Here is a 26,114-nt window from a genome sequence, read left to right as displayed (position 1 = left end):
GCAATAAGAAATTTCAGGAAGTCCTACACCACCCGTTTTATCATAGCCAAGGCTCGGAACGTAAATTCGCAGTCCAATAAGCCCAAATCTATTAGGCGTACCATCTTTTAGAGTTCCAGCATAATGGGGAGAAATGGATATATGACATTAAACCAGCTAAACTTGCACAAAATGATAAAGAAAAACTCCTGATTAGAATCAATAAATTAATTTCTACGTCAGTAAGGCTGAAAAAGGAAATCAATAGAATTAAGATATGTGCAGGACGAGTATATTTATACCACCTCGTTGAACAATTTATTCCAAAGGATTTAGATATTCAGGCAACTGAACCTTTGATTGATGGAAAATATATAGAATATCCATTTGCTAGGGTAACTTTATTTGACAAGGATGGGGAAAAGTGTTCAGCAGATTGGTTGAGGCACACGGGTCAATGGTATAACCTGAAAGAAGCTGATCTGGATCAATGCTTAACCTTTATTGCAGAAAACCCGCAATGGTTTTAGCAAGGGTATATAGTAGCAAGGAACTGACTTTCAGTCACCTACCAATTCTCCAGCAGAATGTGCGAAAAAAGCAAATAAGAAAAAGACTATTATAGCAAATTAGTTAATACTAAGCTGCTGTAATAGTCTTTTTGTATTTTTCCCAAAGTGACGAATCTCTCACCTAAATGTCACAGAGCTGTAAGCTCAAAGTCCTATTATATAGTTAAGCCACGAGAAAGAAACGATAAAAAAGGAGTGTAACAACATTTATGAAAATTAGTATCAAGAACGTGAGTATGACATATAAAACAGGAAAAAGGGCGTTAAGCAACATGAATTTGGAAATGAACAGCCCAAATTTTATAGGACTTTTGGGCCCCAACGGTGCTGGAAAAAGTACCTTTATGAAACTATTGGTATCGAAGATAATACCGACAGCCGGCGAAATAATTGTTAATGGTAAACCAATCCAAAAACACGAAAAAGAACTCAGAAAGCAATTGGGTTATTTGCCACAAAGCTTTGGTTTATATGACGAATTAACAGTTTATGAGTTTTTGGATTACATGTGCGCATTAAAAGAAATTAAAAATAACGTAAAAGATATTATCAGACAAGCTATTGAACAGACTAATTTACAAGAAAAAAGAAATTTCAAAATTAAAACTCTTTCAGGCGGTCAGAGGCAGCGTGTTGGTATAGCACAAGTATTACTTGGAAATCCTGAGCTTATCATTTTAGATGAACCTACAGTTGGACTTGACCCAGAAGAAAGAATTAAATTCAGAAATGTATTTTCACAGACTGCAAATGACAAAATAGTATTACTTTCCACTCACATCATCGATGATATACAAGCCATTTGCAATAGAATTATAATCATTAATAAGGGTACAATTTTATTTGACGGAACTTCGCCGGATTTAATAAAAGCTGTACACGGACGTGTTGGTTTTATTGAGGAAAAAAATAATGAAGCTTTAGAAAAAAGAATTGGAGGTAAGTACAAAATCACATCTAAATTGTTTACTGGTAATGGCATCTCTTGTCGTGTTATCGGCAAAGAAATAGAAAGCTCTATTCCACTGATAGAGCCTACACTTGAAGATGCGTACACCTATGTTATACACAATGGGGGTGTGTATTAAATGAAAAATACATTCTTTGCCTATGAAACAAAGAGGATTTTAAAGTCTAGATTTACTCAAATAATAATCTTGTTGGCAGCAGTTTTTCCTTTACTTGGGGCGATATTATCACCCTACATTAGTCAAGATATTAGCACCATGGTATTAGGAATGAATAGTGCTACTCTTTTATCTCAAACCATACTTTTTCCAGCAAAGGTAGGTGCAGTATTTTCAACTCTTGCGTTTATTGCATTAACAGTTTTTGAGTTTGACAAAATACTTAGATTTAGAGTCAATTATATTATTGAACCAATATCAAGTTCCATAAAGATAAATTTAACTAAAATTATAGGGTTAATGTGTGCTGGCTTTATTTCAACACTATGCTCAATGATAATTATGATTCCTTACTACATATTTAAGGTTGGTAGTCTAGCTAATTTTGGCTATTTACTAATCAGTTATCCATTAATAATTTTTGGCGCAATTGTTTTAGCGATTCTTATGACCGCAGGATTTTATCTTTTATTTAGGAATGTTAATATAACCTGCATTATTATGTTCTTAGCGGTGCTATTTAGCTTTTTAACAGGAATAATAGATTATCAATATATGTGGGTTCAGACAGGTGCTAGTGGACTGTCTGAAAACTTTGGAAGTGGACATATAATTTTAGGAATGCTTTGGAATAGGTTGTTTGGGTTATCGGTAGCTATGTCTATATTTTTATTTGGGATGCTTAGCAATAGGTGCTATGAAAAAGGGCTATTTAAATCTCTTTTTAAAAATTGTAGAAAATATAAGCTGTTACCATTTTGCTTCTTGATTTCTACTTTAGCAATATTTATTGTTTTTAAAAATGAACCAATTTTTAAAAATCTTTCGCTTATGGATTTTTCGTCAATATTGATTAGCGGTAAAAAAGAAACACCTGTAAACACAAAGGTTATAGGAGCTTCAAATATATTTGTAAAGCTTAAGATAGAAAAAGATAAACAAAAAGCTAATGGGATTTGTTTTCAAGAATTGCAAAATGTTACGGATAAGCCTCAAAAGGTATATTTTGATTTAGCATATGGCTACCATGTTAATGAGATCAAGTTAGGCAAAATACGTATAAGTTGTACACAAGTCTCTCCTAAGGTTTTGAATAGTGCAAAACTTGGAAATGTTTTTGAAATAAGCATTCCAAGAAACACTAAAGCTAAATTAAGTATAAGGTATTCAGGTGTACCGAAAGTCATAAGTATAAATAAAGATTTTTCCCAAGGAATTAACAAAAATTATGTAAGTCTAAGTGGTGCTAAAGCCATTGCGCCTGTTGTTTGTGTTAAGCAAAAGGATAGGAGTATTGAAGGTACAATAAAAATGGATTCAAAGTTTACAGTCATAACTCAGGGAGAGAAAAATCGTAAAATTTCTGAGCACGGTGGTTTTGCTACCTGGAGCTTTTCTTGTGATGAACTAAGCGAATTATCTTTGACAGCTGGACGATATGGAATATTTGAAAGAAATGTAATGGGGACAAATGTGGAGTTTTTCTATCCATTGGCTGCGAGAAAAGAATTTGAATCTAGAGGAAATGACACGCTAGATATATTCTCATTCTTTTCGAAAAAATTTGGGCCGCTAGGAAAAGATAATCTTAAAGTAGTTATAACCTCAGGAGTATTTGGTCAAGGTGGATTCAAAAAAGGTAATATTTCATGCGTTTCTGAAGATTGTTTAACGAAAAAATCTAACGCAGATTCACCGCAAGCTTCTTCTTCTGACACTTTTGCTTTGCTTACTCATGAAATTGCTCATCAATGGTGGGGCGGTGGAATAGATGTATCTAACGCAAACAGTCATAACAAAATAGATAAAAATCATGATGAATGGTCAGATGATGATTTCGCAGAAATGAGCACTTATTTATTCTTGAAAAATAAATTTGGAGAAGCTTATGCAGAGAAGTTATTGGCGAAAAAGTGGAAAGCAGGAGTAGAAGAATTAAATCGAAACTTTTATCGAAGAAATCCTGAATATATGAGCAGATTATCAATGCTTCCAAAGTATTACGTCTCATTATTTTTAAGAGCTTATAAACAATATGCTTTAGGACCACTTGAAGTTTATAATGTATACAAGCACATTGGTGAAGACAAGTATTTTGATGCTATGAGAGTTATTTATAAAAAATATTATGATAAAAAGGATAATAAACTGTCTTTTTCTGAGTTTTCAAATATTACTAAGGGTACAGGGAGGTAAGCATTAATGAATATGAAAATTCTTAAATATGAACTGAAGAGATTAATTTTTTCAAGGATGTTTGTAATAACTTTCATAATTGCACTTTTCTTTTCAGTGCTTGATCTATATACACAAATAATACAAGGTGTTTCTGGTACAGCGCCTTTTTCTAAGTGGAGTTATTGCAAGTTTTTGTGTGATATAAATACGATTATGTTACTAATTTTTATGCTTTCTTGTACAGGACTTTTTTCTAGAAACGAGCAAAGAGTAAGAGAAATTACTTCATGTACGTCTTTACCGCAGAAAAAGTATTTGGCTACAAAATGTTTTGCCTTATTTATTTCTTACTTAATCATTGCACTATGCTGCATTTTAATAAGCTTAGCATTCTATAAGACAACCTTTAATTTTAGAAGTTTTCAAAATTTTTTATTACCGATGTTAATAATATTACTTCCAACTTTCGTGTTTGTTTTTGGAACTAGTATGTTTTTAGGCAGTAAAGGTCAAACTTTGCTTTATGCTTGGATTCCAATTGTTTTGATTTTGTCACTTATAAGTTTTAACAAAGCACCTTTTATTGATATTTTTGCCAAGGGGTATGTGACTTATATGCCTACAGTTCTACCTGTGGATAGTATTGGGGAACCTGTCTTTAGGTTGTCTTTAAATTTTATAGTGAGCAGATTTGTATTTATTCTAGTAGGAATGGTTTTATATATGACTTCATTTAAGAGGCTTTCTATAAAATCTTAAAAAGGTAGTATAAGTCTGTTAAGACAAAAGCTAATTTTTGTACGCTACATTCAGGGAGCTGGCAGTACCGTTAGCAACCAGTCATTAGTTAGTCTTGGGTTTATCATGGTGACATGGTTGGAGTAATCCGCCGTATAACACAGTTTATGAACCAGTAGAGACAATGGACGAACTAGAGGTAACATACGGAACAGAAATGAACTTGTTCAAGAATATACTAAGAGTAGATGAAGATATATAAGTTGTGAAAGTTCTAATACATTCTGACTTCTAAAAGATCCTAGGGTCGAACCGATTCAGCAGTGATATTTTAGAAGCCACGATGTAAGAACTTTATTGCAACTTATATAGCTACACTATGAAATTTATTAGCTACTAATAAACTTACTAATATCTTCTATCTGATAAGTAGATTGGATATAATGAGAGCATCAAAGGAAAACAACAAAATTGATGGAGGTAAGATATTGTGCTAAATGAAAATGTAAAAAACTTATTAAAGAATGGAATGTGGGATTTGGCAACTTGTGCCAATAATCAACCCAATGTGATACCAGTTGCATTCAAGGATGTAACGGAAGACGGAAAGTTACTTGTAGGTGATGTTTTCTTAGAAACAACACTTGATAATATTAGAGCGAATGGTGGAAAGATTGCAATTTCTGTCTATGATGCAGAAAATTTGGAAGGATATCAGATTAAGGGAACTGCTGAATATATAACAGAAGGAGCAATTGTTGATACTTTTAAAGCAATGGTGGAAAAAATGTTTAATGGAGCTGCAACTGCTAAAGGAGCCTTGGTAATAACTCCTGATAAAGTAATCATTACAACTCCTGGTGCTGATAATAAAAAAGTACTTTAAAGAATATGGATGGATGTGGAGATGATAATTTTCACATCCATTTTTTGGAGACAAAGCGATGAAAAAGCTGGTATATATAGATTCAAAAAAATGTATTGGCTGTGGGAAATGTGTATCCTTATGTCATAGAAACGCTCCCTCTTTTCAATTAAAGCAAATAAAAGCAACTAATAAATTTGATAGTTACTATGAAAAGTAAAGGACACAAGATATAATGAAGAGAAAAAAGGAGTTGATATGATGTACCAAAAGAAAATAAAACCAGACATTAGGTGTCCATTAGAATATGGATTGGAAATATTTGGAGGCAAGTGGAAATCTAGGATTGTCTGTGTGCTTGCAGCTAAGAAAACACTTCGATATAGTGAGGTGCGCAAGGAAATGAGTAATATTACGGATGCTGTTTTAGCATCTACATTAAAAGAAATGATCGCAGATGGAATTGTGGATAGAAAGTCATATGATGAAATACCACCCAAGGTAGAATATTCTCTTACTGAGAAAGGTAAATCTGTAGTCTCAATTTTACAGAGTATCTGCAAGTGGTCAGGTGTATTTTATAAAGAAGATGTGGAAAATGTCATGACCCAATGCCAGAAATGCGATCATAAATAAAGACAGGATGTGAAGATATGATGCTGTGTTTGCCAGCATTAATCTTAATATGCCCTGTTATCCGGAGTCTCTGTCTGGAAGAGCAATTGTGCTCAATGAAGATATTGATAAGCTAATAACTGACCTGAAGGAGGAACCAAGTGCAACATTGACATGGGCATTTCTTGGATTAAGGATGAAAAAAGTTTATCAGGCGCATTATCGTTTTATAAATGTAATCCTGAGTTTGTTCCTGATTTATTGTGTTTATAATATTGTGACAAGTTAGAAGTGATATGTGGGTGCGAATAAAAGGAACTGCACCTCTAAATTCCCAGGGGTGCACTTTTATAGCATTTATGATATAGAGCGTTTCTTGTTTGAAAATGAAGGACTATGTATAGTGAAACTACATCGAAAAGCAGGTGTAAAAAATTCATTATTTAAATAGGCATTGAAAGCAAAAATTTGTTTCTTTAAAAGAGGTTTAGATAAATAATAGCTTTTTTCATATACTAAAGCTATAAATAAAATTGAAAGGACAACTAAAGAAGCTATGAAAAAGAGTAGGTATTTTGCAGCAATACTTCTAATCAGCATTTTAATCCAATTAGTTATGTTAATTAAGCCTAAACAAGTTTATGGATTCGACTCTTCATTAAACCTAAAGTTAATAGAAGTGATGGAAAAAGATACTACAGGAAAGGGGATTAATGATAAAATTAAAATATTAGCAGATGAAAAGGGACAAGGCTATTTAGTAGATATTGTTCAAAAGCATGGTAAAAGCTATAGACTAAAACCAAGTAACAAAAGTTATCACTACTTAGCTCCATATGCTTCATTTATGAGATTAAATGTTGTTGTTGCGGATGTAAATAATGATAGAATACCTGAAATAATAACTTGGGGAAGTTTAACACATGAAAATGATATACATATCTTTCAGTGGAATGGATCAGATTATAAAAAGAAGAGAAATTAGAATGGAGCGAAACAAACAAGGTTGCACCGATAAAGGATAATTGGAGATTTAAGGTCCTTATTTTTAGAATAAAAGGTTCGCAAGTATATCCTGAAGAAAAAATTATGGAGGTTCAAACAAAGCTAACGGATATAGAGAAGAAGGAATACAAAATAAATGAAGTTAAGTTTATAGCAAGAAACTGACTTTCAGTCACCTCCCAATTCCACAGGTGTGCACTTTTAGTACCATATGCAGCTAGAATGTCCACTTATGCTATTTTAATACTTGCAGTTATAAATGCCATTTATGGACTGTTTCCAAAAACTAATTATATTTAAAGCTTTTGTAGTTTTATGGAGCTTGCTGTAAACAGAAAATTCTGATAGCATTGAAAGGGACAGGTACATTATAGAGATTGGAAGCTAATTGAGCTATTATTTTTTCTTTTTAGGAAATTATGTTTTTGGGGAAGTGTGGATAACTTTTAATTAATATCAAGATACACCACTAAATAGGAGAAAAGGTGGTTGCTAAATAAAAAAACGGTACAGCGTGTTTACGAAGAAGTTAAAAAAAGACAGTAATATATTTTGAAGTTAGTGAATTAAGATAGAAAGGTAATAGAATTAATAAAATAAAAGTAATTTGTTAATATTAAGAGTTAGGGCATTAAAAATGGTTACATCCGACGGAGGCATTTGGAGTGAGTTTAGCAATTATCCGTGTCTTTTAGGCAAATTTCCGTTAAGATGGCGAATTGTTTGAGGTGTAGCCGAGTTATGAGCCATTAGGAAATTTGACTAAAAGATGCGGTAAAATTGCTTAATGAGCGGAACTAGCCGACATAGGGTGCAACCATTTTTTATGAGTGAAAGGATTAGATTATGGATAAATTTTTAATAAAGAATACTACAAAAGAACAAAGAGAGCAGATTGTAAAAGAGTCACTTGGATATAGCGATATTGGATGTGATGACTGCGGTGCTAGTTATGGTTATGATATGTATCAGCCATATATTGATGGTGAAAAAGAACTATCAGAGATTTCAAAAGCTTTTCATGCTTCTTATGTTAGCGAGCATTTGGATGATATGAATAGAGGCTGCGGCTATATTGGGAAATAAACTATCACAAGTTAAATATAAAAAGGAGAGTTTTTATGCATTCAAGAACTAAGGCAAATATAAGTGAAGAAAATTTGTTACAGATGATTGAAGTGGCTGGTATCAAGGATTTAATAAATGTAGAGGAGCTAACTGGTGGAGAATTTAATGTTGCTTATATGATACATACCGAAACTGCAAGATATATACTAAAGATTGGACCAAGTGAGGGCACAAACATGCTTACCTACGAAAAAGGTATTATGGAGGTTGAGCTTTGGGCCTATGAACAGCTTAGAAAGCACACTGATATAAAGATACCAGAAATATTACACAGTGGTCACGAGATAATCGGTAATCATTGGTTTATCATGAGCGTGCTCCCAGGAAAACTACTATGTGACGTAGAGCTCACTGAAGAGCAGCTGTATCACTGGCAATATCAGTTTGGAGAGGCTTTAGCACAAATGCATAACATCAAAAATGAGAAATTTGGTTATACTCAAGTAGGGCTTCATGATACTTGGAAAGATGCATACTATGATATGATATTCAATCTTATAGAAGATGCTGAAAAGCAAGGTAATATGCTGCCAGAACTTTCTCAAATACTTCGTTTTATTAGAAAATGGGAAGGTGCTCTTGAGGAGGTAAAGGTACCTAGACTTATCCATTATGATCTGTTTGACAATAATGTTTTTATCGATAAAGCTGGAAATTTTGCTGGACTTATAGATACCGAAAGATGTTTTTTTGGTGACTATTATGCTGATTTTTTTGCCATCGATTTTCTTGGACACCTAGAAGATAATAAGGGTTTAATAGATGGATATAATTCTGCTGCTGAAGAAAAAATCGAGTTTACGCCTTATGCAAGAGCAAGAGTAGCCCTATCTCGTTTAATGCTGGGTCTGTTAATGTTTACGGAAGGAACCACAAGACTTGCGCTTTCTGATCCACAGCATTGGGAAAGGAAACATTTAGCGTCGCTTATAATCAACTTTGCTTTGCATGAACTTGACTAAATTCACCTCTAAATTCCACAGGGGTGCAATTTTTAATGATGTTTTTTGCCTCAGAAAAAAGAGCAAAAATATAGATAACACAGCAAGAAATATGAAAAAAGAAGTTTTTTGAACTGGTATTCTGTAAATGAAGAAGGTGAAACTCGTGGATAATAATACACAAGTGATTCGGTTTTTAATTGAATATATTGAAGAGCATATTACAGAAGAAATAAATTTGGATAGACTTGCTGTTGCAACAGGGTATTCACAATATCATTTGCACAGGATGTTCAGTGGAATAGTTGGATTTCCGCTACATCACTATATCAAGAGAAGACAATTAACAGAAGCTGCAAAAAGCTTGATCTTTACTGAAAACCAAATTATACAAATAGCTTTAGATGCAGGTTATGAATCTCAACAAGCCTTTTCATTAGCATTCAAGAACATGTATAAATTAACGCCTCAAAAATTTCGATTAAAACACCAGTTTCATCCGATACAGTTGAAATTTGAAGTGAGTGGAATCCTTACTAATTTAAAAGGAGACCGAATTATGGATATAGAAATGATTGAAAAAGAAGAAATTACTCTGGTGGGATTTAAAGCAAATACAAAGAAAGGCTTTTTTGTTATTCCACGACTTTGGCACAAATTGCACAAGGAAAAAAGCCGAATTAAAAACAGAGTAGATTTAGATTATGTTGTTGGAATCAATGACTATTCTAATGAGTCTATACTTAAAGAGAAATACCCGACTTTTGAGTATTATGCTGCTGTTGAAGTGAGTAAACCAGAGGAAATAGCATCAGACATGAGTGTATTGACACTAGCCGCTGGGAAATATGTTGTATTTATTTATCATGGAAAAGCAAAGGATTCTATGCAGCCAGTAATGGACTACATTTATAAAGAATGGTTCCCCCAATCTAATTGTCAGCTTAATGATAAAGCTCGTGTGGATTTTATTCGATATGGAGAGAAAACTGATGAAAAAGGGAACAACAAAATTGAGGTATGGGTTCCGATCATTTCATAGATAATAGTTAATTATACAATCATGAATTAAAGAAAGCGGAGCTTTCTTTATTACTATATAACATGTGGGAATCCTGTATGATAAAGGTTAGCAACCAGTCATTAGTTAATCTTGGATTTATCATGGTGACATGATAAGTTAAGTGTAGACAAATAAGGTACCAGGCTATAAGCGAATGCCGAAACTAAATATAAGGGGGTAGAGCTATGCAACTATGCTTTGCCTCTTTATTTTATGGCGTTTTTACCCAAAACAAAAATCAGTTATTGACAAAATGTAATCAGTAGATTACAATGTAAACAATTGATTACATTTTGTTAAGGAGGCAATACTTTGATACAGAATCGAATAAAGGTTTTGAGAGCAGAGCGTGATTGGACGCAAGCTGATTTAGCTGAAAAGGTAGGTATTTCCCGACAAGCGGTTATATCAATTGAGAAGTACAAATATACTCCCTCATTAGAATTAGCTTTCAAAATTGCAGAAGTTTTTAATGTTTCAATCAACGAAGTTTTTGAACACAAGGAGGGTGAAAATAATGAATGAACAAACTACTATTTTATTTTTTCTTATTGTTGGTACTGGTATTACTCTTTTTCTTTATCTATGGAAAGCTAAAAAGGAGATTGATTATAAAAAAGACGAACGTTGGCAATTCATTCAGAACAAAGCTAATAATGCAGCGAATTATTTAAACTATATTTTGATAGTGTTTTTAGCTGTCGGAGACGCGGTATTGCTATTTTCTGATATTCAAATAACCCTTACTTTGAATCGCGTTTTAATTTATGTCGTATTATTCATCGGCTTGCACAATGCGGTAGAATTGTTTGCATTAAGATATTTTGATAAGCGAATGTAATATATTATCTATTATTAAGTGAGATAAAAAATTGATACCTGTACTTTTTAAACTGAGTTTGGAGGCAAATAGTGCTGAACTCAGTTTTTTATTATAATGGAATTTAGCAATTGTTAGCTAAGCTAATGCAAAATTCTGTTAAGATCTAGACAGTGTTCGAGGCGTAGCCGACCGGGTTTGCCCAAATTAGGAAATTTGAATAAAATTTGTGCTGCAAGTGTTTAATGAACGGATCAGTCTCCGTAGTGCCACAACATTTCCTTTTTTTCAGGATATGAGTACACATGTCATAGTGATGATAAATATAAAGCATACTTTGAACAAACCTTACAACGAATGTAAGTAGAATATTGTGTCACTATAATGTAAAATCAACTTATAAATTAGGAATTAGGAAATTGAAATGAGAGGTATCTATTTATGAATTATACAGAGAAATTACTAGAAGTCAGGGATTTACATAAGGCTTATGCAAGAGGTGATATTCCTACAAAGGCGCTAAACGGTATCACTTTTGATGTTCTTTCTGGAGAATTTTTAGGCATTATGGGAGCCAGTGGTTCAGGAAAGACAACATTACTAAATTGTATTGCTACCATTATCAAGCCGACATCCGGTCAGATTTTACTTTCTGGAACAAATATCAGTGCTTTTGGTGGTAATGAATTGGCCATGTATCGTGGTAGTAAAATTGGTTACCTGTTTCAGGATTTTGCACTGCTGGATAACTTAACCGGGAAAGAAAATATATTACTGCCTTTATCTATTCATAACGCAGATGCACGTTTATCAGCTGCTTTATGGAGAGATGGTGAAAAAACAAAGTGCAGGAACAGCCAGTGGCAGCTTTTTTACCTTGCTTCTTGGGGTTATATTACTAGCTGCTACATATTGGATTGCTTGGGAATATTTTTTTGCAGCAGGAGGAGCAATGCTTTTGGTTGCGGTGTTATTTGGTATTGCAGGAACACTTCTTTTTATTCGTGGACTGTCCAGATTATTAAGTCTGTTTGCCAGTTCTGCGAAAAATAAAGCAACAAAGGGACTTTATACTTTTACGTCGCGCCAATTACAGGAGAATATTGTAAGTAAGTATGTTTCAATCAGTGTTGCCTCTCTTTTAATGATGTTTACAATTATGTTGATTGCAGATGGTTCTTCAAGCATCCTATCATACAGAGAAAATTTGGGCAGAGGTTCTTCTGTTTATGATTTTACTGTGATGGGTGATGATATGATGGTGAAACAATATCTTTCTTCTGGAAAAATGAAACCTTATGTTGCACATTTGAACCGTATGGAAACTGGAAAGATAAAAAAACCCGAATATGGGCGCAAACCATTTATTGAAGCCAGCTGGTTTTGTTTATGAAAGCTACCTGAACAATTTTGGGCGTCATTTGTTTTATGTGATTGAGGGAAGTTATACATCTTTATACATGGGATTTATGTTTTTAATCATCTCCTGTGCACTGCTTTCTTTACAATTTTTAACACAAATGCAGGCAACGAAAGAAAGATATTTAACCTTATCAATGTTAGGGGCAAATCATGAGCAAATGAAAAAATCTATTAACAAACAAGTGTTGTGGTACTTTCTGCTTCCGCTTTTACTGGCGTGCATAAGCAGTTTGGTAGGATTGTTTGCTGTGCAAAAACACCTCCATTCTTCCCAGGCAGCAATTGCACAGTCCTATCCACTTATGTTTATAATGGCAGATAGTGTTATTCTTGTATTGGTAGTTTATGCATTTGCAGTTGCACGAACAGCGAATTGTGAAATAGGAAAACTAAAATGGAAAACAAATTCCTAAATAGTGCACATACTGCTATCGAGATAAAGAAAGGAGTTGGTTCTATTGGAACGGATTATTGTGGTTGAAGATGATATATACATGAGAGAAGAATTGATTAACCTTTTGAATAAATCTGGATACGAAGCATTATCAATATCAAATTTTGAAAATCCAGTTTTTCAATTACTGGAACTTGCACCTAATTTAATATTACTGGATATAAATTTACCTTATCAATCAGGTTTTGAAATCTGTAAGTCCATAAAGGCTAAAGGCATGAGTAACATATTGATGTTAACCGCAAGAGATAAATTGCAGGACGAATTACACGCATTGGGCTTAGGTGCAGATGATTATTTAACAAAACCGTGTAACATGGAACGCTTGTTAGCTCGTATCAAAAATCTGCTGCGTAGAACCTCAAAACATGAACATCAAGGTTTATTGGATGGTGGAAATTTTAGGATTGATCCCAATACTTTTACAATATATATTGATAAAACTTCGTATATTTTACCATAGAATGAGGGAAAATTATTCCTTACCTTGTTGATAAATAGCCCTAATGTTGTCACGAAATCTGAATTGTGTGATGCCATTTGGAATACGAATGAATTTATAGGTGAAAATACGCTACAAGTGAATTTAACTCGATTGCGAAAAACTTTGCGAAACTTTGGTATTGATGATCGTGTTGAAACGGTGCGTGGACAAGGATACCGGTTGAGAGAGTGGGTGAACCTGTGAAAAAAATACAAACTGTTTTCGCCTATATTTCTTCCTACAAGATTTGGCTAATTTCATTGGCCTGTGTTGATATTTTGTTTCTGTTTTTTGCATGGGTAGCATATCGGGGGGATTTTCTGAAGCTTGCAGGACTCATGTTTTTTGTTATTATATCCGCGTTTATAATTCCCCTTACACTTACCATTAGAAAACACAAACAGGAGAACATTGCATTTCAATGTTTTTTGTTAGAACCAGATGAAACAAATGAGCATTTGTTAAGGGAAGTTGTATCTCCATATTTACGTCCATACGTTCATGAACTTGGACAGTATTTAAGAGAAAAGCAGGCAGAAATAGAGTCTCGGAATATACAGGTTACAGATTACGAGTATTATATCGAAAACTGGGTACATGAAATCAAAAAGCCATTATCGCTAACGACATTGGTGTTGGATAACAGAAAAGATGAAATATCCCCTCTTGTTCATACAAGAATGCTATATGCTTGTGACCACATCAAACAAGACGTGGAGCAAATTCTTTATTTTTCCCGTCTTGGCGCTGTACATAAAGATTATTACTGGGAGCTGCTGTCAATTAACAACATCTGCAAAGAATCTGTTATAGATAACTTTACTCTTTTAGATGAAGCAGGTTTTCAGATTGAATATTCAAATGAAGATTATTCTGTTGTATCTGACCAAAAAGGGCTTATGTTTATTTTGGGCCAGATTATCAGCAATAGTGTGAAATATTCAGTTAAAGAAACCGCTCCATTACTTCGTTTTGAGGTGAAAGAAGATACAGATACGCAGCAAATTATTTTGTTAATCAATGACAATGGAGTAGGCATACCACCATCTGATTTGCCATTTATTTTTGATAAAGGTTTTACAGGTGACACAGGGAGTTATTTGAGCCGCTCTACGGGAATGGGATTGTATCTGGTTAAGAAAATGGCAGATGATTTGAATATTAGAGTTAGTGTTCAATCTCATCATTTAGGCTGTGATAAAGGTACAACCTTGTCATTAGTTTTTCCCAAAGTACAGCGATCATCTATGAAAAAGGATGAAAACTGAAACCAGAACAACGCATAAAGTCATTAACAAGGAGCTGACTTTCAGTCACTTCCCAATTCTCTAGTGTACACACAAATATAGTATGTCAACTTGTGAGAACTCACTATTCTCTAAACGGAGCATGGAGAACAATGTCTGATAAAACAAAGGTATCCAAATGATAGTGAGTAGTCGGATTACACCATAGTACCAATCAGGTGAGTGATGACCATGGAGGGAAGGGTGTATTGCGAAAGACTGCATATATAGTCAAATAGTATAAAAATTAATAAAAAAATAAGTACTAAATTTGAACAATTCTCATATTTTTTAAAAAAGTAAAATAAACAATTTACTAAGTGAGCGATAAAAAATTTAAATAATAAATATGTAATATAGAGCTTTACATAGGTAATAACAAATAAAATAAGAAAAAGTAAAAATAAGTAATTATATGAATTATATATGTGTAAAAAAATATTTTTACATTTTACCACGAAAGAAGTATAATGTAATAAACAAGCTTGTAAAAAATAATAATCATAAATTAAGCATTGCAATGGCTAATTTAAAATATTGGAGGAGATAGTATGATAAAAGTTAGAAACAAAAAACTAATTGCTCTAACTTGTACACTTTTAATGGGTATTGGCACAGGAACTCCAGCTTTTGCTAGTCAACAAGCAGCAAACACTGAAATTACACAAGAACAAATTCAATATTTAGAGAGTAATTATGGATTAGAACCAATATCAGAATCAGATGTTCCATCTGGAATCACACCGAAATCTTGTACAACTTTAGACGATTTTGAAACAAATATATCCGAAAGTAATAGTATAACTAGTGAATTGCGTACTGTAGAAGCAGAGGGAAATGTTATTGAATCTACAGATGGAGATGTTACTGAATCTGAAGTAAGCCCTTCATCTACTAATGTTACACAAAATTCAATTAGACAAAGTTTCTCATCTGCTAAGTGGTGGATTGCTGGTTGTCCGTATTACATAAAGATGAATTATTACTTCATATATGATAACACTGCTAAAAAATATGATAGTTTTCAAAAAGTAACGTCAGGTGTATATGGACTGACTGCTTGGGTGAGTTGGAAGCAGACTGGAAGTGCCCATAACTTCTCTAACAATATGAAAAAGTGCAGTGTTACTGTCAACGGAGATCTAAGTACTTACTTTATATGTAAATTGGGTCTGTTTAAAACTGTTACTGATTCTATGACATTACAGCACACGTTTACTTATGGAAAATAAGGATATTATATGAGTAGAATTTATTGAGTGCATAAGTGAGTTATAATATAATAAGATTATAAAAATAATATATTAAAGAGGTGGATAAATGCATATTATTTTTGATTTACCAAATTTAATTGTTACTATTATAAATATAGCAATCTATGTTACAATAGCTTATTTCATAGTAAGAGCTGTTAGGAAACATAACAAAAAGGTTAAAGTTAAGTAATTAAAAAATAAGGAGGCTGTCGCACCCAAAAATTGGTGTGCGTCCCGTCAAGTAGACAATTAAAAAATAAAAGTTTTCAGAAATGTTGCTTGTTTGAGCAACATTTCTTTTATGCAGCGTTTAACAGTTTCTCATGGAATTCTTCTGGTGTGAGAATTCCAAGGCATCTCTGTGGACGCCTATTTGTATAGTAGTTCATATAACTGTTTATTGCCTTCACTAAATCATCTTTGCTTGTAAATTTTTTTCTATAATACATTTCCCTTTTAAGAATTACTCAGAATCATTCCATTGGTCTATTATCTACGCAATGTGGCACTCGAGACATACTTTGAGTCATTCCAGCATCTACAAGTTTCTGATGAAAGAGCGCTGATGTGTACTGAAATCCTAGATCACTATGAAAAATGGGATGTGCATCTGGGTTGGACTTTAAAGCAGCATCAAAGGTATCGAAAACAAGTTGATTGTTGTTATGGTCGCTAATTATATAGGCAACTGATCGTCTGTCACAAAGATCTAAAATAGCACTTAGATACAGCTTTTTGATGTTATTCACTGTAGTATTATACTTGAATTCAGTGACATCGGTTACCCATTTTTCATTCAACTTATCAGAGTGAAATTGACGATGAAGTATATTTTCTGCCGTGAATTCAGGGTGTTTTGAAGGTTAGTACAACCATCAAGACGATAGAGGAGCTGACTTCCAGTCCCCTCTCAATTTCCCAGGGGTGAAATTTTTATCCCCTCTTGTTCACAAAAGAAGATTATTCTGTTGTATCTGACCAAAAAGGGCTTATGTTTATTTTGGGCCAGATTATCAGCAATAGTGTGAAATATTCAGTTAAAGAAACCGCTCCATTACTTCGTTTTGAGGTGAAAGAAGATACAGATACGCAGCAAATTATTTTGTTAATCAATGACAATGGAGTAGGCATACAACCATCTGATTTGCCATTTATTTTTGATAAAGGTTTTACAGGTGACACAGGGAGTTATTTGAGCCGCTCTACGGGAATGGGATTGTATCTGGTTAAGAAAATGGCTGATGATTTGAATATTAGAGTTCGTGTTCAATCTCATCATTTAGGCTGTGATAAAGGTACAACCTTGTCATTAGTTTTTCCAAAAATACAATTTTAAACTAGAAAGCTACATTCTAATTACATAGGTTTGCCATCTCAATCAAAGTATAATATATGCATTTAAGTGTTTAAAAATTTACATATTATTTAAGTATATCCATATTAATATTGACATTACATTATATGTATATTATATTGTCGTTAAGTCACGTACTTTAAATGATATAAAAAGGGGATGGTATTTTGAGGAAAAGATTAGCAGCCCTTCTGGCTGCAATTACATTTACAGTATCTTTAGCGGAGATTTCTGTGGGAAAAACTACTTATGCTAAAAAGGCTTTGAACAATGAGCAATTAACAGAAGAACAAAAAGTAGAAGATTTTGAATACATGTACAATGTGCTTAAGGATAATTATCCTTATTTTGAAGTGGAGAAAAGAGTAGATGGAATAGACTGGCTGGCTAACAAAGATGAGTATATTTCATTGATAAAAAAAACTAAGGATGATGAAAGCTATTATAATATTCTAAGTGGCATATTAGGAGATTTAAATAATGGACATTCAGATATATTAAATGGCAGTGGGTATAAATCATATATAAATATGTATGGGCAAGCAGCTAAGAAAAATCCAGGATACAAAGTTTGGGTGGATGAACTAGAAAACCAAAAATCCGAGGAGCGTTACGGATATACAGCAGATTCAGAGGAAAATGGTAAGCGTGAAAATTTAAGAAATGCTGCGTCAAGCGATAATATGGAAACTAAGTTATTCAAAAGTAAAAAGGTCGGATATTTGGCAATTCACCAATTTGATTATTATGACATAGAAGCTTTTTCTAAGCAAATACATGCATATCTAAGCTCAATAAAAAAATATAAGGGACTAATAATAGATATACGTGGAAATGGCGGAGGTACTGATGAGGATTGGATTACTATGCTTAGAATGCTTATAAATAAGCCTATTAGTGATACTGAATATGTAGCATTTAGAGGCGGAGCGTTTGAAGATAAATTTATGCGAGGCATATTGGGTAATGATGATAACTCGCTTCAATCAACGCAAAACATTGATACAAAGAAGTTGAATAAGCTGCCAGCAGAGGTGAAAAAAGATTTTAAGTATTATTTATCTATAAACAAAAGTTTTTCACCTAAAGACTCTGTTGGCTTTAGAGGCAAAATATATTTATTGGTTGATTCAGGCGTATTTTCTTCTTCAGAATCTTTTGCAGTTTTTGCTAAGAGTACAGGATTTGCAACATTAGTAGGAGAGAGAACAGGTGGAGATGGTATTGGCGTAGATCCTGCACTATGTGCTTTAAAAAATAGTGGCTATGTATTTAGATTTCCAATGGATATGGGTTTAACCTCAGATGGCACGTGTAATTTTGAGTACAAAACAAAGCCGGATATTAAGGTTTCAGCAAAGGTAAACAAAGACCTTAATAAGGACAAGGCAGTACAGACTGTGTTAAAACTTGTACATTAAAGTGAATTTGACGAAGTTAAAATAATAAAGAAATTCGCAAAATATGCAGTGTAGTTCAATGCTATTCTTGGATAGAAGGCATGAAGTAAAGGCAATTAGAAGGAGGAATTTTATGTTAGTGTTTGCTGTTATATTTGTAACCTTGGCACTTGTTTTTTATACTGTTGGAATATGGTCTGAAAAACGACATGGGCAATTGGAAATAAAGCATTTACTATTTCTTTGTGCAGGACTTGTATTTGATGTTACAGGTACTATTCTTATGAGTAAATTAAGTGATAAAGGTTTTGAGCTAAATCTTCATGGAATAATAGGTATAGTTGGAATTTTATTAATGGCCGTAACAGTAATATATGCAGTAGTTGTACTCGCAATTAAGAACGACAAAGCTAGAAAGAATTTTTCAAAATTTAGTGTTGTTGTATGGTTGATATGGTTGCTTTCATATCTATCAGGGATGATGATAGGAATTTGAAAATAGAATATTCAATTTTAAAAGAAGAATTTATAGGGGGAATTTGTATAATAAAAAAAAGATTCTTGAGTAAGATTATAGTATCATTACTAGCACTAGGTATAGCGTCGCCGGCCTTAAACTCTTTTGCCTGCACTACTGTTATAGTTGGTAAAGGAGCTACAAAAGGTGGATCTACAATAATAGCAAGAAATGAGGATGATAATCCAACATTACCCAAGCATTTTGTTGTGAGATTAGCGAAAGACAATGTTGATGGTGCAAAATATATATCAAAGGTGAATAATTTTACTTGTGAGCTTCCGAAGCACCAATATAAGTATACCTGTACACCGCAATGGGATGAGAACTCTGCTAATGGACAATTCGAAGAGGATGGTATTAATGAAAAAGGGGTAGCGATGAGCTCTACAGAAAGCACATATTCAAATAAAAATGTACTTAGCGTTGATCCTTTTGTTAGCGATGGAATTAAAGAAGATAGTATGTTAACTGTAGTGCTGCCATATATAAATTCTGCAAGAGAAGGTGTTCAGAGGTTAGGTGATATTGTAACTAATTACCTGAACTAAATATGATACTACTGGAGAAGATTTCCTGAAGTATGGGTATTGGCCAATAAGTAACCAAACTACACAGGAATCACATATAAACCAACTAAGACCCAATATGCCGAATCAAATTTCAGGAATACAATGGATAGCAATGGCATCTCCTGAAACCAGTACATATGTACCCTTTTATGCAGGAATAACGGCTACACCTAACTATTATCAAATTGGAGATAGCAATCCAGAACAGCTAGCTCAATATCTTAATGCAGAAGGACAGAAGAATGCTGATTATGCTTTTAGTAAATTTAAAGAACTTAACACTGTTTTATTTAAACAGGCAGCCGATTATCTACCGCTGCATGATCAATATTAGATTAACGAGAACTTTAATAAGGCTTGAAGGTTTTTAAGTGAATAATTGATAAATTAAATCCAGTAGAAAGCAAAAAAGTGCTTATCTACTGGATTTTTTTAGTCTTAAGGAAATTATGTGTTTTACCAATTGTGGATAACTTTTAATTAATATCAAGATACGCCACTAAATAGGAGAAAAGGTGGTTGTTGAATGGAAAAACGGTACAGTATGTTTACGAAGAAGTTAAAAAGAGACAGTAATATATTTTGAAGTTAATAAATTAAGATAAGAAGGCAACAGAAGCAGTATAATAAGAGTATTTTGTGAATATTAAGAGTTAGGGCATTAAAAATGGTTACACCCGACGGAGGCATTTGTAGCGAGTTTAGCAATTATCCGTGTCTTTTAGGCAAATTTCCGTTAAGATGGCGAATTGTTTGAGGCGTAGCCGAGTTATGAGCCATTAGGAAATTTGACTAAAAGATGCGGTGTAATTGCTTAATGAACGTAACCGGCCGACATAGGGTGTAACCATTTTTTACTCTCTAGGAATTTATCTCATTCAAGAGAGCTAGAATTTAGTAAAAAGCAGAATAGGATAAGTTATAACAGCTTATATCATTGAGGATTTAAACTGTATTTGTTAAAATAAAACAGGATTAGTGTTTTTGTAAAGCATCCTATAAAAATGTAAGTTTCTAAAAGGAAAGCAGGTAACAAAAGAATGATTAAGGTAAATATTGGCGGATATAACAACCATCATCCGCAAAACTTTATGGTGCGTCATGTGGATGGCAGCAAGGATTATCTTTTACTATTAACTAAGTCGGAAACATACTTTATTATTGATGGAAAGGAATACGAAACACCGCCGGGAACTTTTGTTTTGTTTGATAGAAATGTTCCTAGTAACTATTGCAATAAACGAGGAGAATATGTAAATGACTGGGTGCATTTTGATTTTGTAGGAGAAGCTCACTGTTTTCATAAGCTGAAAATACCGTTGAATAAGCCTGTACTTCTTTATGATATACCATCTATTTCAATGTTGATAAGCTTAGTGATTAATGAATTATATTCAAAGGGCAGTTATCAGGAGCAAATACTAGATCATTATATGCGTATTTTACTTTATCGCCTGTCTGAACAAATACAAAATGAGAAAGATACAGTGAAATCGCATCCAATGTATTTAAAATTGCTAAACTTACGATCAAAAATATATAATGAGCCGCAGCGAAATTGGAATGTTGACATGGTGTGCAGAGAGCTTAATATCAGTCTATCATATTTTCAGCATCTGTATAAAAACACCTTTCATGTTAGCTGCATGAATGATGTCATTAATGCCAGAGTTGAACAAGCTAAGTTTTATCTTTTACAATCAGTGATTTCAATCAGTACCATTGCAGAAATCTGTGGTTATAAAAATGAAATTCATTTTTCAAGGCAGTTTAAAAAATACACAGGGCTGTCTCCAAGGGAGTATAGAGAAAAGATGGTTGCAAAGAAAAACTAAATAGACAGCTTTAGGTTATTTTAAGTAAAGGTTTTCTACATTAAGATAATTATATTGTAAACTAAATGAGTTGGACGTATTAGTAACAAGAAAGTGCATTGAATAGAGGCTTAATGAAGAATTATAAATGAGGAATGTTGGAGGAAAGATAAAATGGATGAATTAAAATGGTCAGAAAATGTTTCAGAAAAGATTAAGAGAAAGCTTGAGCTTGTAGCAGAGCGAAACAGAAATAAAATTCCTTATACCACGAAGGACGGCTGTTTCGATGATATGTCTGAAAGTAATATATGCTGGTGGACTAATGGTTTTTGGGGAGGCATGATGTGGCAGCTGTATAACGGTACGAAAAATGAAATGTTTCGTCAAATTGCAGAAGAAAATGAGAAGAAGCTGGACAAGAATTTAATGGAGCTGCAGGGACTGGATCATGATAATGGATTTAAGTGGCTGCCAACTGCTGTCGCAAATTATCAATTAACAGGCAATAAAGAGTCTCGCAATAGAGGACTTTTAGCGGCCAATAATCTGGCTGGACGCTTTAATCCTGCTGGAGCTTTTATCCGTGCCTGGAATGATAAGGGAGATGGCAGCGTAGCAGGCTGGGCTATCATTGATTGTATGATGAATCTGCCTCTTTTATATTGGGCATCTAAGGAGATAAATGATCCACGTTTTCTACAGATTGCTGCTATGCATGCAGATACTGCAGTTAAATACTTTGTTAGGGAAGATGGCTCGGTGAATCATATTGTTGAATTTAATCCTGCAACTGGAGAATTTGTAAAGACATATGGGGGACAAGGATATGGAGAAGGGTCTTGCTGGACAAGAGGTGAGGCATGGGCGGTATATGGCTTTGTTCTAAGTTATATACATACTAAGAAAAAAGAGTATTTAGATACAGCTAAGAAGGTGGCTGATTACTTCATAGCACATATTCCAGAAAGCGGCTTCATTCCAGTAGATTTTTGTCAGCCTGAGGATTGCGGATTAGAGGATTCTACAGCAGCTGCAATTGCTGCATGTGGTTTGTTAGAGATTGAAAAACTGGTTTCTGAAGAGGAAAAGAAGGTTTATCACAAGGCAGCTATTGGTTTACTACAAGCGCTTGAAAGAGAAAGATGTAATTGGGAGGATGACATTGATAATATTCTTGAAAAATGCACAGCTGCATTCCATGATAAAGAACATGAATTTTCAATTATTTATGGAGATTATTTTTTCATAGAAGCAATATGGAAATTGACAGGTGAAGAATTATTTATATGGTAAAAAGGAGAATAGAAAAATGATATTTAAGCCTAAAACATTAGATTTTAAATTGAGTCCATACACAGGATTAACTAGAGAAAGCTGGCTTGAAGCCTGTGAATATCTTTTAACAGGTGTTTTTAATAATATAAAATCAATTCATGATCCAGTTATTATGCCAAGAAAAGAAACTGAAGTTACTTATCCTCATAAAAATGCAACGGGAGCACAAAGAGAATTAGAGGTAAAAGCAGAGATATTTGAAGGCCTTGCTAGATCGTTTTTTATAGCGGCTCCATTAATCCATAGCAAACCAGATGCCACTATTTGTAATTATAAGCTTAGGGATTATTATAAAGAACAGGTGCTGCGTGCTTGTACTAAGGGCGATAGTAATTCAGTTGGAAGTTATGAGGAGCTTCAGGAATTAACAGGCAATAAAGATCTTTACAGAGCTTTCCAGCAGACTGTAGAAACCTGTGCCTTAGTAGTATGCTTGTGGAGCTGTAAAAGCGAAATTTGGGACACTTATACCAAAGAGGAAAAGGATGTTATAGCCAGATTTTTGACTAGTTTTGCTCATGCTAATACGGTTCCGCAAAATTGGAGACTCTTCAATATGCTGGATATGGCCTTTTTATATAAAGAGGGCTATCCCATTGATGAAGAGATTATGAAGGATCATGCGCAGACAATTCTCAATTATTATGCAGGAGATGGCTGGTATCGTGATGGTCATTCCTTTGACTATTATTCCTGCTGGGCTTTTAATGTTTATACTCCTATTTGGAATTTATGGTATGGTTATGAAAAGGAACCTTACCTTGCTCAAAAGTTCGAAGAAAATTCCAATAAATTGATGGAGACCTATGGAGATTATTTTGATAGAGATGGCTTCACGAATATGTGGGGAAGGAGTAATGTTTACAGGAATGCTGCTACTAGTTCTTTTGATGCTAACATGATGCTTAAGAATTCCACAGCAGATCCGGGGCTGGCAAGACGTATTGCTTCTGGCTCTTTGCTCCAATTTTTAACCAGAGAGGACTTCCTTTTTAAGGGAGTTCCTACTATGGGGTTTTATGGACAATTTACTCCATTAGTTCAGGGCTATTCCTGTGCCGAATCTCCTTTCTGGCTGGGCAAAGCCTTTTTATGCCTGCATTTGCCAGCAGACCATCCATTTTGGACAGCTAAGGAGAATAATGGTACGTGGGAAAAACTTGAAGGTAATCAGGTAAAAGAAACTGTACTTGATGGACCAGCTCTTTGTTTTACTAATCATGGAGCTAATGGTGAGACAATTCTAAGGACAGGAAAAGTAGTGAAGAATTGTAAGGATGACCATGGCATGTGGAATTATTCTAAATTGAGCTACAACAGTAAATATCCTTGGGAGTCAGCGCCCTCAAAGGATGTGGAGGCGCAGCAGTATGTACTTCAGGATCTGACCACCGGAAATTATGAAAAATGTAATGTAACCTTTTGGCATGGAAAGAAAGATGAAATACTTTACCGAAGACAGTTTTTTAACTATGAGCTGAGCAAAGAAGCTACATGGATGCAGGCAGTCAATCTTGCGGATTTTCCGGTGTCTCATGGAATAATTAGGGTAGATAAGCTTCGATTATATCGCAGACCAATATCCTTGACGCTAGGTGCTTATGGCTTTCCAGATAACGGCACTGATGTAATCAAGCTTACAAAAGGAAATGCAAAAGCAATAATCCTGAAAGGTCATGATTTTACTGGAAGAGAGAAACAGCTTGCAATGACTCTGTATGATGGATGGGATGAGATAAATCTTTTGCATAGTAAGGGAACAAATCCTGATTCAGAGAAATCAATTATAGTTTATGGAAAACTAACTAGAAGAAAACAGTATGGATATGAACCCTATATCATGATTTCTCAAGTAATAACCAAAGAAAGCCACGAAGATTTTTCAGAGGATGAAATTTTCCCAATTGCAGCTGTTCAATATACAGATAAGGAAAAATGCGGCGGCTACGGACCAGTAGAGGTTACTTTGCTTGATGGAAGAAAAAGAAGGATTGAATTTGAGGGAATAGAGGGCAATCTGCAGCTTTAATGAGGATCTGTTATGGAAGAAAAAAGTCTTAAAGATATCAAATCTGAATGATGTGTTATATTTAAAAGCAGCCAACAGGGGGTTGTATTATTATCTTATTTCTAGCTTTATTCTCCTGCTTTTCTGTTCAATTTACGGTATTCAGTGGGAGTTAAAGTAGTTAATTTTTTTAAAAGCCTCATAAAATGGACTTCGGTTTGATAGCCGCACAGACTTGATATTTCTTTGATAGGCAAATCTGATTCAACTAAAAGTTCTTTTGCATAAGTAATTCTGCTTTCAATAACATCGGACATGCAGGAAATGAAAAAAAGTATCCTTGAATGCCACACTTTCTTGTAATAATGTAGTTGTGGATGATAGTATAGATCGAGTAGGTTTTCGAGAAACAAATGCAGCATAAAAATTTTGAAAAGCAAAGTAAGATTGAAAAGCAAAAAAGAAGAAAAAAAGCAAGGAAAAATAGGTAGGAGGAAGAAGCCGCCACCCTTGACAGCATGACAAATTAATGCAGTGAGGAAAGTATTAATGGCGAAGGAACTCAAAAACAGAGAGCTTAAGAATATTGTTGTTCCTGAGCTCCTTGTACAGTTTATCATAAAATTCTTCCGTTGCATTCATTGTCAAAAACATTCCAACGTTTACTTTCCCATGAAAATAATTGCTATAATCGTCATAGGACAGTGATGAAAAATGCAGCCTTTCCATAAATGCAAAATACTGACTTGTAGGTCTTCCTAAATATATTGGGGTACCAATCAAAAGAACATTTGCTGAAAATACCTTATCAATGACAGGCGAAAGTTCATCTTTCCAATAGCAATGACATCTTTCCGCACCATTTCTTTTGCAAAGCATACAACTTCTACACCCAGTAAAATTCAAATCATACAAATCAATATATTCCACTTCTGCTTTAACAGATTTTGCTCCCTCCAGTGCAGATTTAAGTAATTGTGCAGTATTCCAGTTTTTTCTTGGACTACAATTTATTGCGAGTGCCTTCATTTTCTATTCTCCTTGCATCGTATGTTAGTGTAAAGTTTTTTACACTACTCTTTTAAAAATTTCTTTATATATCAAGGGTTACAGAGTTTTTTTGTATAAAAAAAACAATGACCCCCAATTTCATGTTATAATTGAATTTTCGACCAAAC

At 33.9% G+C, this 26,114-nt stretch carries 30 protein-coding genes and 2 pseudogenes; 28 read left to right on the top strand and 4 right to left on the bottom strand.

Going from position 1 to position 26,114, the window contains the following annotated elements:
- Nucleotides 1-760: 760 nt before the first annotated feature.
- The 20 genes and pseudogenes from CLORY_RS01535 to CLORY_RS23920 all read left to right on the top strand — a co-directional run bounded on the left by CLORY_RS01535 (nucleotide 761) and on the right by CLORY_RS23920 (nucleotide 16,123).
- Entirely contained in the window at nucleotides 761-1,639 is an 879-nt protein-coding gene (locus tag CLORY_RS01535) for an ATP-binding cassette domain-containing protein (RefSeq protein ID WP_079421808.1), read from the top strand.
- Nucleotides 1,640-3,874 (top strand): hypothetical protein, encoded by a 2,235-nt coding sequence (locus CLORY_RS01530; RefSeq protein WP_079421807.1) that lies wholly within the window; start codon nucleotides 1,640-1,642, stop codon nucleotides 3,872-3,874. It abuts the gene before it with no gap.
- A gap of 6 nt (nucleotides 3,875-3,880) precedes the next feature.
- On the top strand, nucleotides 3,881-4,615 hold the full coding sequence (locus CLORY_RS01525; protein WP_079421806.1) for a hypothetical protein: 735 nt from the start codon (nucleotides 3,881-3,883) through the stop codon (nucleotides 4,613-4,615).
- A 469-nt stretch (nucleotides 4,616-5,084) separates the two neighbouring features.
- Nucleotides 5,085-5,480, top strand: a complete 396-nt coding sequence (locus tag CLORY_RS01520; protein ID WP_079421805.1) for a pyridoxamine 5'-phosphate oxidase family protein — start codon at nucleotides 5,085-5,087, stop codon at nucleotides 5,478-5,480.
- Nucleotides 5,481-5,538: 58 nt separating this feature from the next.
- On the top strand, nucleotides 5,539-5,679 hold the full coding sequence (locus CLORY_RS01515; RefSeq protein WP_079421804.1) for a 4Fe-4S binding protein: 141 nt from the start codon (nucleotides 5,539-5,541) through the stop codon (nucleotides 5,677-5,679).
- A 41-nt stretch (nucleotides 5,680-5,720) separates the two neighbouring features.
- On the top strand, nucleotides 5,721-6,095 hold the full coding sequence (locus CLORY_RS01510) for a winged helix-turn-helix transcriptional regulator (protein ID WP_079421803.1): 375 nt from the start codon (nucleotides 5,721-5,723) through the stop codon (nucleotides 6,093-6,095).
- Nucleotides 6,096-6,630: 535 nt separating this feature from the next.
- Entirely contained in the window at nucleotides 6,631-7,059 is a 429-nt protein-coding gene (locus CLORY_RS01500) for a hypothetical protein (RefSeq protein WP_079421801.1), read from the top strand.
- A gap of 866 nt (nucleotides 7,060-7,925) precedes the next feature.
- Nucleotides 7,926-8,165, top strand: coding sequence for a purine biosynthesis protein PurH (locus tag CLORY_RS01495; protein WP_079421800.1), 240 nt, complete (start codon nucleotides 7,926-7,928; stop codon nucleotides 8,163-8,165).
- 35 nt (nucleotides 8,166-8,200) lie between these two features.
- Nucleotides 8,201-9,169, top strand: a complete 969-nt coding sequence (locus CLORY_RS01490) for a phosphotransferase family protein (RefSeq protein ID WP_079421799.1) — start codon at nucleotides 8,201-8,203, stop codon at nucleotides 9,167-9,169.
- A 145-nt stretch (nucleotides 9,170-9,314) separates the two neighbouring features.
- A complete protein-coding gene (locus CLORY_RS01485; protein WP_242954298.1) occupies nucleotides 9,315-10,190 on the top strand; it encodes an AraC family transcriptional regulator in 876 nt (291 codons plus the stop codon).
- A 333-nt stretch (nucleotides 10,191-10,523) separates the two neighbouring features.
- Nucleotides 10,524-10,736, top strand: coding sequence for a helix-turn-helix transcriptional regulator (locus tag CLORY_RS01480; protein ID WP_079421797.1), 213 nt, complete (start codon nucleotides 10,524-10,526; stop codon nucleotides 10,734-10,736).
- Nucleotides 10,729-11,052 (top strand): hypothetical protein, encoded by a 324-nt coding sequence (locus CLORY_RS01475; protein WP_079421796.1) that lies wholly within the window; start codon nucleotides 10,729-10,731, stop codon nucleotides 11,050-11,052. Before CLORY_RS01480 ends, CLORY_RS01475 begins: the two co-directional genes overlap by 8 nt.
- Nucleotides 11,053-11,472: 420 nt before the next feature.
- A complete protein-coding gene (locus CLORY_RS23640; RefSeq protein WP_242954297.1) occupies nucleotides 11,473-12,084 on the top strand; it encodes an ABC transporter ATP-binding protein in 612 nt (203 codons plus the stop codon).
- The gene (locus CLORY_RS23525; RefSeq protein WP_207652159.1) at nucleotides 11,984-12,424 is read left to right on the top strand and encodes a hypothetical protein; all 441 of its coding nucleotides are present in this window, start codon (nucleotides 11,984-11,986) and stop codon (nucleotides 12,422-12,424) included. Before CLORY_RS23640 ends, CLORY_RS23525 begins: the two co-directional genes overlap by 101 nt.
- The gene (locus CLORY_RS23520) at nucleotides 12,399-12,866 is read left to right on the top strand and encodes an FtsX-like permease family protein (protein WP_207652154.1); all 468 of its coding nucleotides are present in this window, start codon (nucleotides 12,399-12,401) and stop codon (nucleotides 12,864-12,866) included. Before CLORY_RS23525 ends, CLORY_RS23520 begins: the two co-directional genes overlap by 26 nt.
- Before the next feature lie 45 nt (nucleotides 12,867-12,911).
- Nucleotides 12,912-13,370 (top strand): response regulator transcription factor, encoded by a 459-nt coding sequence (locus CLORY_RS01460; protein ID WP_341456623.1) that lies wholly within the window; start codon nucleotides 12,912-12,914, stop codon nucleotides 13,368-13,370.
- Nucleotides 13,371-13,385: 15 nt separating this feature from the next.
- Nucleotides 13,386-13,595, top strand: a pseudogene (locus CLORY_RS24310) (helix-turn-helix domain-containing protein); the annotation flags it as partial.
- A complete protein-coding gene (locus CLORY_RS01455) occupies nucleotides 13,592-14,659 on the top strand; it encodes a sensor histidine kinase (RefSeq protein WP_079421795.1) in 1,068 nt (355 codons plus the stop codon). The pseudogene CLORY_RS24310 and the gene CLORY_RS01455, both read left to right, overlap by 4 nt.
- Nucleotides 14,660-15,228: 569 nt before the next feature.
- Entirely contained in the window at nucleotides 15,229-15,909 is a 681-nt protein-coding gene (locus tag CLORY_RS01450) for a hypothetical protein (protein ID WP_079421794.1), read from the top strand.
- A gap of 88 nt (nucleotides 15,910-15,997) precedes the next feature.
- On the top strand, nucleotides 15,998-16,123 hold the full coding sequence (locus tag CLORY_RS23920; protein WP_278335294.1) for a hypothetical protein: 126 nt from the start codon (nucleotides 15,998-16,000) through the stop codon (nucleotides 16,121-16,123).
- A 109-nt stretch (nucleotides 16,124-16,232) separates the two neighbouring features.
- Here CLORY_RS23920 and CLORY_RS24160 read toward each other — a convergent pair whose 3' ends face one another.
- Complete coding sequence (locus tag CLORY_RS24160; RefSeq protein ID WP_423236511.1) at nucleotides 16,233-16,397, bottom strand: IS3 family transposase; 165 nt, start codon at nucleotides 16,395-16,397, stop codon at nucleotides 16,233-16,235.
- 9 nt (nucleotides 16,398-16,406) lie between these two features.
- On the bottom strand, nucleotides 16,407-16,733 hold the full coding sequence (locus CLORY_RS24155; RefSeq protein WP_169911493.1) for a DDE-type integrase/transposase/recombinase: 327 nt from the start codon (nucleotides 16,731-16,733) through the stop codon (nucleotides 16,407-16,409).
- A gap of 143 nt (nucleotides 16,734-16,876) precedes the next feature.
- On the opposite strand from CLORY_RS24155, the gene CLORY_RS01435 reads away from it, so the two are divergent.
- The 8 genes and pseudogenes from CLORY_RS01435 (at nucleotide 16,877) to CLORY_RS01405 (ending at nucleotide 24,957) form a co-directional block, all read left to right on the top strand.
- Nucleotides 16,877-17,269 carry an ATP-binding protein gene (locus CLORY_RS01435; RefSeq protein WP_079421791.1) on the top strand — a complete coding sequence of 131 codons (393 nt, stop codon included), beginning with the start codon at nucleotides 16,877-16,879 and terminating at the stop codon, nucleotides 17,267-17,269.
- 185 nt (nucleotides 17,270-17,454) lie between these two features.
- The gene (locus CLORY_RS01430) at nucleotides 17,455-18,708 is read left to right on the top strand and encodes a S41 family peptidase (protein WP_079421790.1); all 1,254 of its coding nucleotides are present in this window, start codon (nucleotides 17,455-17,457) and stop codon (nucleotides 18,706-18,708) included.
- Nucleotides 18,709-18,820: 112 nt separating this feature from the next.
- A complete protein-coding gene (locus CLORY_RS01425; RefSeq protein ID WP_169911492.1) occupies nucleotides 18,821-19,183 on the top strand; it encodes an HsmA family protein in 363 nt (120 codons plus the stop codon).
- Nucleotides 19,180-19,755 carry a C69 family dipeptidase gene (locus CLORY_RS23515; RefSeq protein ID WP_207652153.1) on the top strand — a complete coding sequence of 192 codons (576 nt, stop codon included), beginning with the start codon at nucleotides 19,180-19,182 and terminating at the stop codon, nucleotides 19,753-19,755. The genes CLORY_RS01425 and CLORY_RS23515 overlap by 4 nt, the downstream gene beginning before the upstream one ends.
- A 13-nt stretch (nucleotides 19,756-19,768) precedes the next feature.
- A pseudogene (locus CLORY_RS23510) lies at nucleotides 19,769-20,110 on the top strand (C69 family dipeptidase); the annotation flags it as partial.
- A gap of 706 nt (nucleotides 20,111-20,816) precedes the next feature.
- A complete protein-coding gene (locus CLORY_RS01415) occupies nucleotides 20,817-21,611 on the top strand; it encodes an AraC family transcriptional regulator (RefSeq protein WP_079421788.1) in 795 nt (264 codons plus the stop codon).
- Between the two features lie 153 nt (nucleotides 21,612-21,764).
- Complete coding sequence (locus CLORY_RS01410; RefSeq protein WP_079421787.1) at nucleotides 21,765-22,886, top strand: glycoside hydrolase family 88 protein; 1,122 nt, start codon at nucleotides 21,765-21,767, stop codon at nucleotides 22,884-22,886.
- Between the two features lie 16 nt (nucleotides 22,887-22,902).
- Nucleotides 22,903-24,957, top strand: a complete 2,055-nt coding sequence (locus tag CLORY_RS01405; RefSeq protein ID WP_079421883.1) for a DUF2264 domain-containing protein — start codon at nucleotides 22,903-22,905, stop codon at nucleotides 24,955-24,957.
- Nucleotides 24,958-25,064: 107 nt separating this feature from the next.
- On the opposite strand, the gene CLORY_RS01400 is transcribed toward CLORY_RS01405, so the two are convergent.
- Nucleotides 25,065-25,253 (bottom strand): helix-turn-helix domain-containing protein, encoded by a 189-nt coding sequence (locus tag CLORY_RS01400; protein ID WP_242954295.1) that lies wholly within the window; start codon nucleotides 25,251-25,253, stop codon nucleotides 25,065-25,067.
- A gap of 229 nt (nucleotides 25,254-25,482) precedes the next feature.
- Nucleotides 25,483-25,965: a flavodoxin family protein gene (locus CLORY_RS01395; RefSeq protein ID WP_079421786.1), complete on the bottom strand. Its 483-nt coding sequence runs from the start codon at nucleotides 25,963-25,965 to the stop codon at nucleotides 25,483-25,485.
- Nucleotides 25,966-26,114: the final 149 nt, after the last annotated feature.

The organism is Clostridium oryzae (genome assembly GCF_002029235.1).
Lineage (GTDB): Bacteria > Bacillota > Clostridia > Clostridiales > Clostridiaceae > Clostridium_AE > Clostridium_AE oryzae.
This window is presented reverse-complemented; position numbering and strand designations above follow the sequence as displayed.

What these genes read in the sequence shown, in the direction of transcription:
- CLORY_RS01525 (WP_079421806.1), top strand. Translation starts at nt 3,881, where the DNA reads ATGAATATGAAAATTCTTAAATATGAACTGAAGAGATTAATTTTTTCA.
- CLORY_RS01515 (WP_079421804.1), top strand. Translation starts at nt 5,539, where the DNA reads ATGAAAAAGCTGGTATATATAGATTCAAAAAAATGTATTGGCTGTGGG.
- CLORY_RS01405 (WP_079421883.1), top strand. Translation starts at nt 22,903, where the DNA reads ATGATATTTAAGCCTAAAACATTAGATTTTAAATTGAGTCCATACACA.
- CLORY_RS01395 (WP_079421786.1), bottom strand. Translation starts at nt 25,965, where the DNA reads ATGAAGGCACTCGCAATAAATTGTAGTCCAAGAAAAAACTGGAATACT.
- CLORY_RS23920 (WP_278335294.1), top strand. Translation starts at nt 15,998, where the DNA reads ATGCATATTATTTTTGATTTACCAAATTTAATTGTTACTATTATAAAT.
- CLORY_RS01535 (WP_079421808.1), top strand. Translation starts at nt 761, where the DNA reads ATGAAAATTAGTATCAAGAACGTGAGTATGACATATAAAACAGGAAAA.
- CLORY_RS01530 (WP_079421807.1), top strand. Translation starts at nt 1,640, where the DNA reads ATGAAAAATACATTCTTTGCCTATGAAACAAAGAGGATTTTAAAGTCT.
- CLORY_RS01490 (WP_079421799.1), top strand. Translation starts at nt 8,201, where the DNA reads ATGCATTCAAGAACTAAGGCAAATATAAGTGAAGAAAATTTGTTACAG.
- CLORY_RS01425 (WP_169911492.1), top strand. Translation starts at nt 18,821, where the DNA reads ATGTTAGTGTTTGCTGTTATATTTGTAACCTTGGCACTTGTTTTTTAT.
- CLORY_RS23640 (WP_242954297.1), top strand. Translation starts at nt 11,473, where the DNA reads ATGAATTATACAGAGAAATTACTAGAAGTCAGGGATTTACATAAGGCT.
- CLORY_RS01410 (WP_079421787.1), top strand. Translation starts at nt 21,765, where the DNA reads ATGGATGAATTAAAATGGTCAGAAAATGTTTCAGAAAAGATTAAGAGA.
- CLORY_RS01400 (WP_242954295.1), bottom strand. Translation starts at nt 25,253, where the DNA reads ATGTCCGATGTTATTGAAAGCAGAATTACTTATGCAAAAGAACTTTTA.
- CLORY_RS01415 (WP_079421788.1), top strand. Translation starts at nt 20,817, where the DNA reads ATGATTAAGGTAAATATTGGCGGATATAACAACCATCATCCGCAAAAC.
- CLORY_RS01450 (WP_079421794.1), top strand. Translation starts at nt 15,229, where the DNA reads ATGATAAAAGTTAGAAACAAAAAACTAATTGCTCTAACTTGTACACTT.
- CLORY_RS01495 (WP_079421800.1), top strand. Translation starts at nt 7,926, where the DNA reads ATGGATAAATTTTTAATAAAGAATACTACAAAAGAACAAAGAGAGCAG.
- CLORY_RS01500 (WP_079421801.1), top strand. Translation starts at nt 6,631, where the DNA reads ATGAAAAAGAGTAGGTATTTTGCAGCAATACTTCTAATCAGCATTTTA.
- CLORY_RS01510 (WP_079421803.1), top strand. Translation starts at nt 5,721, where the DNA reads ATGTACCAAAAGAAAATAAAACCAGACATTAGGTGTCCATTAGAATAT.
- CLORY_RS23525 (WP_207652159.1), top strand. Translation starts at nt 11,984, where the DNA reads ATGCTTTTGGTTGCGGTGTTATTTGGTATTGCAGGAACACTTCTTTTT.
- CLORY_RS01475 (WP_079421796.1), top strand. Translation starts at nt 10,729, where the DNA reads ATGAATGAACAAACTACTATTTTATTTTTTCTTATTGTTGGTACTGGT.